Here is a 3,690-nt window from a genome sequence, read left to right as displayed (position 1 = left end):
GCGTTTCTCGTTGAGCAACTTTTACAATACGGATTCGATGAGACTGATTCTCAAGACTTTAGTGTCAAGCTATCTAATATCGAAAAAACCTGGCTATCTAAAGGAATGGCAAAAGTCTGTCTACGTGTCAATTCAGAGCAGGAATTGCTGGAATACCATCAAAAAGCTTTAAATGCCGGACTAAGCAGCCATTTAATTCAGGATAGCGGCCGAACAGAATTTAAAGGCCAGCCTACTTATACAGCATGTGCCATTGGTCCTGACCAGGTTCAAAAGATTGATACCATTACGGGTGATTTAGTACCTTACTAACACGGCCTCAACATGGCTGGTTGTCTACAGATATATTTCCAGGACAGGAAAAAAGCCCCATCAGATTAACGCATCCCCATCCACGTCATCCGACACCGCGAAATTTTTCTCGTGATTCCTGTGAATTAAGGCATTGAAGCTGTTTATTTAACTGGTTATCATGCAGCACAAATTCACGTGCAATTACCAGTAACTCAACATAATTTTGACACAATTTTACTAACCGTCTCATTTTTTTGTAAACATGTTTATATTATGAGCAGCTCTATTGCAAAGCTTGTCACCGTTAGCATGATAGTATTTCCCGCCAGTGTCTCCGCGGCAGGCATAGTTGGCAAGTGGTGCCCACACGGTGAGCCTTATACCTGCTACCCGCCCGTTCAGCATGATTCTGAAACCTATGTATGTACAGATAGCACAACCGTAACCGCCGTGACAGAAGATAGCCTGGAATGGATAACCAACGAAACGCATCACTATTATGAAAATGGCCTGACCACCGGAAAAACGAAAGCTGAACAGGTCCGCATAATATTTAGCCGCGATACCGATTCCCAACAGGTTGTATATACGAGTTCATATTATACCGGCGACGTTACACAACTACATCGCCTCACAGTGAGGCAAAATCAGTTAGTACTCGAGTTTATCCAGACGCCTGACGATTCTGATGCACCACACCTGAAACAGCAAACTGCTTATGCTCGTTGCCACGAAGAAAAAACGAAATATAGTTTTTACACCGCACTGGTTGATTGCGGCGGTTCTGGCGACTACATAGCGGGTGTTCCATCAGTGGTCGACAATCCATTACTTTGGTCACAATGGAAAAGGGACTACAAAAATAACAAGTGCCAGGTTGCAGCACGCTGTTGGGGTGGCGGTTGGGTTGCTTTTGCGTATAGTAAAGACAATGATGAAAAAAATACCGCATTTGGTGCGGCTTGCGGTGGCGCATCACGAGATGACGCCAAACAACAAGCCATCAATACCTGCAAGCAAAGCGGTGGTAAGAACTGTTTGTACCAGGTACTTAGCGGCTATGATGATGGTACCGTGGATGGTATCGATGGCACCAATAAAGGAAAAAAACTGGAAAGCTGTTATTTTGGTAAATGCGAAAAGATGAGCGACTAAAGGATTCGCCTGTTTTAATCCAGAAGTGGTCTAAAAAACCTTTTACCGAATTCTACTGCTTCCGGTAACGCAAACAATGAATAATTTTCGGTATTATGCTTCTGCCACTCTAACGCAACTTGTTCATTTAGCAAAAAAACCATTTCCAGGCACATACTATGTGCCGCTGCACCCGTCGGCATTTGCCAGCGCACCCCCACTGTTATGTCCTGGGACGGTAATACTGTCAGCAAATTATCATTTCTCATCGTTATGGTAATGGCGTCATGTGTTACATGACATCTTGATTTAATCTGTACTTCCGTATTAAACATTGGCGCTACGGATACTGCGTCCAATGCGCACATGGCGAATAGGGTATGACGGTTAACAGTTATCCGGTGCGGCGTAGTTTCGATGGTAACGGGATAAGCACCTACTATGTTTACCCCTTCCTTATCCAGTACAACAAGATCAATTTGCGCCAGCTGTTGTATACTGCTATCAACGCCATCTTTACCCAATAACGGAATTAGTTCCGTTTCCGTGAGTGGTCGTCCGCGGTTCACCAGTGATCGCAATATGTTCTGATGAGCCAGCTTCAAATTCCTGCCAAGCTGATCTTGTCTCGCCTTCAGTGGTAGTTGTGAATTCAGCCTTGCAAGCGCTTGCTTAATATCCATATACCTGTTCCAGGTACTCTCGACAGTAAAATTAATTATAGTAACACGTCAGGGATCAACTTCTAGCCGAGAAGGAAAAATCAATGCTTGATTGACATATAGCAAGTTATTGCATGATTAGCGCTATAAAATAAACAGGTGAGAACTAGACGTCTTTAAAGATAGTATTTATATCCAACACCAGCGAAAAAACAAGGGTTTTTGGATCATGTCATACCACTACCGGTCTGTTTTTTTTATCACCTTTTCTTTCTTTTCTTCGACATTGTGGGCCGCCACTGATGCACAGGCAATCATTAAGGCGGCAATGGACCATTGGCGCGGTTTATCCTCTTATTCTGTAATGTCTATGACCATCCACCGCCCGGACTGGGAGCGCACCATGACCATGCGCAGCTGGACCCTCGGTGAAAAGCAATCGCTGGTACGGGTCACAGAACCTAAAAAGGACGCCGGTAATGGCACCTTACTGCTAGATAAAAAAATGTGGACTTTTTCGCCCAATATCAATCGGGTTATCAGAATTCCTTCCAGCATGATGAATCAAAGCTGGATGGGATCAGACTTTTCAAACAAGGACATTGCACGCTCTGATGACATCATTGATGAGTATCATCACACATTGTTATCCACTGAAACGCAAAATGGACATAAGGTACACGTGATTGAATCCATACCCAGGGAGGATGCTGCGATTGTGTGGGGAAAAGAAGTTCTAAAAATTCGTGATGATAATGTTCTACTCGAACACGCTTTTTTCGACCAGGATATGAAAAAAGTGAAATACCTTGATACCTTGAAAATTGAAAAAATGGGTGGCCGAACACTGGCGTCTCAACAACGCATGATTAATATCGAAAAACCTGAGGAATGGACTGCAATTCTTATCCGTTCGGCAGAGTTTGATATTGATATTCCAAAAAGCACATTTACACTTTCCAATTTACGCAATCCACGACAGTAACACTATGGGCCTAAACCTGCGACTGGCATGGCGAAACATCTGGCGACATCCGCGTCGCACCGGGCTAACGCTTGCAGCGATCGTTTTTTCCGACGCTATTTTGGTCTGGATGATAGGTTTGCAATTAGGTCAATACGACATGATGATTGATAACACCCTGCGCTCTTTCATCGGACATGTGCAAATACAGGCAAAGGGCTATCATGACAAACCGCAAATTTACAACACGATTCCCAATGCGGCACAACTGGCATCCCGTATTCGTGAAAATCCTAACACGCCACGCGTCGGTGTACGTGCCGTTGGTTTTGCTTTAGCCTCATCCGAAACACGCAGTTATGGCGCACAAATTACTGGCGTACAACCTCAATACGAAAGTGATGTTTCCACAATTCCCGGATTAATTAAACAGGGAAACTATTTAAGCTCAAACCACGCTGAAGAAGCAGTCATCGGTTCAGTCATGGCCAGAAACCTGAAACTAAAAGTAGGTGACGAATTAACCTTTCTTGGAAGTGGAAAAGATGGTTCATTCGCCGCGGGAGTGTTGCCAGTGGTAGGCATTTTTGAAAGTGGTTCTGCCGACATCGATCGATTTTTTATTCAGATTCCCCT

The 3,690-nt window shown here is 44.1% G+C and carries 5 protein-coding genes; 4 read left to right on the top strand and 1 reads right to left on the bottom strand.

The features are described 5' to 3' along the window. Both ACWVCM_RS14685 and ACWVCM_RS14680 read left to right on the top strand, forming a co-directional pair. Positions 1-312 (top strand): peptidyl-tRNA hydrolase (locus ACWVCM_RS14685; RefSeq protein WP_455202513.1); only part of this gene is annotated, 312 nt, incomplete at its 5' end. Positions 313-567: 255 nt separating this feature from the next. Then, a complete protein-coding gene (locus ACWVCM_RS14680; protein WP_455202512.1) occupies positions 568-1,449 on the top strand; it encodes a hypothetical protein in 882 nt (293 codons plus the stop codon). 14 nt (positions 1,450-1,463) lie between these two features. On the opposite strand, the gene ACWVCM_RS14675 is transcribed toward ACWVCM_RS14680, so the two are convergent. Further along, positions 1,464-2,111 (bottom strand): alkylmercury lyase family protein, encoded by a 648-nt coding sequence (locus tag ACWVCM_RS14675; RefSeq protein WP_455202511.1) that lies wholly within the window; start codon positions 2,109-2,111, stop codon positions 1,464-1,466. Between the two features lie 208 nt (positions 2,112-2,319). Here ACWVCM_RS14675 and ACWVCM_RS14670 point away from each other — a divergent pair, with 208 nt between their 5' ends. Both ACWVCM_RS14670 and ACWVCM_RS14665 read left to right on the top strand, forming a co-directional pair. After that, positions 2,320-3,075: an outer membrane lipoprotein-sorting protein gene (locus ACWVCM_RS14670; protein ID WP_455202510.1), complete on the top strand. Its 756-nt coding sequence runs from the start codon at positions 2,320-2,322 to the stop codon at positions 3,073-3,075. A 4-nt stretch (positions 3,076-3,079) separates the two neighbouring features. Next, positions 3,080-3,690, top strand: a 611-nt coding sequence (locus ACWVCM_RS14665; RefSeq protein ID WP_455202509.1) for an ABC transporter permease, incomplete at its 3' end; no start/stop codon positions are given.

The sequence above is a fragment of the Kaarinaea lacus genome (assembly GCF_975902315.1).
This window is presented reverse-complemented; position numbering and strand designations above follow the sequence as displayed.

Excerpts from the sequence above, each read along its gene's own strand:
- ACWVCM_RS14675 (WP_455202511.1), bottom strand. The coding sequence starts at position 2,111 with ATGGATATTAAGCAAGCGCTTGCAAGGCTGAATTCACAACTACCACTG.
- ACWVCM_RS14670 (WP_455202510.1), top strand. The coding sequence starts at position 2,320 with ATGTCATACCACTACCGGTCTGTTTTTTTTATCACCTTTTCTTTCTTT.
- ACWVCM_RS14680 (WP_455202512.1), top strand. The coding sequence starts at position 568 with ATGAGCAGCTCTATTGCAAAGCTTGTCACCGTTAGCATGATAGTATTT.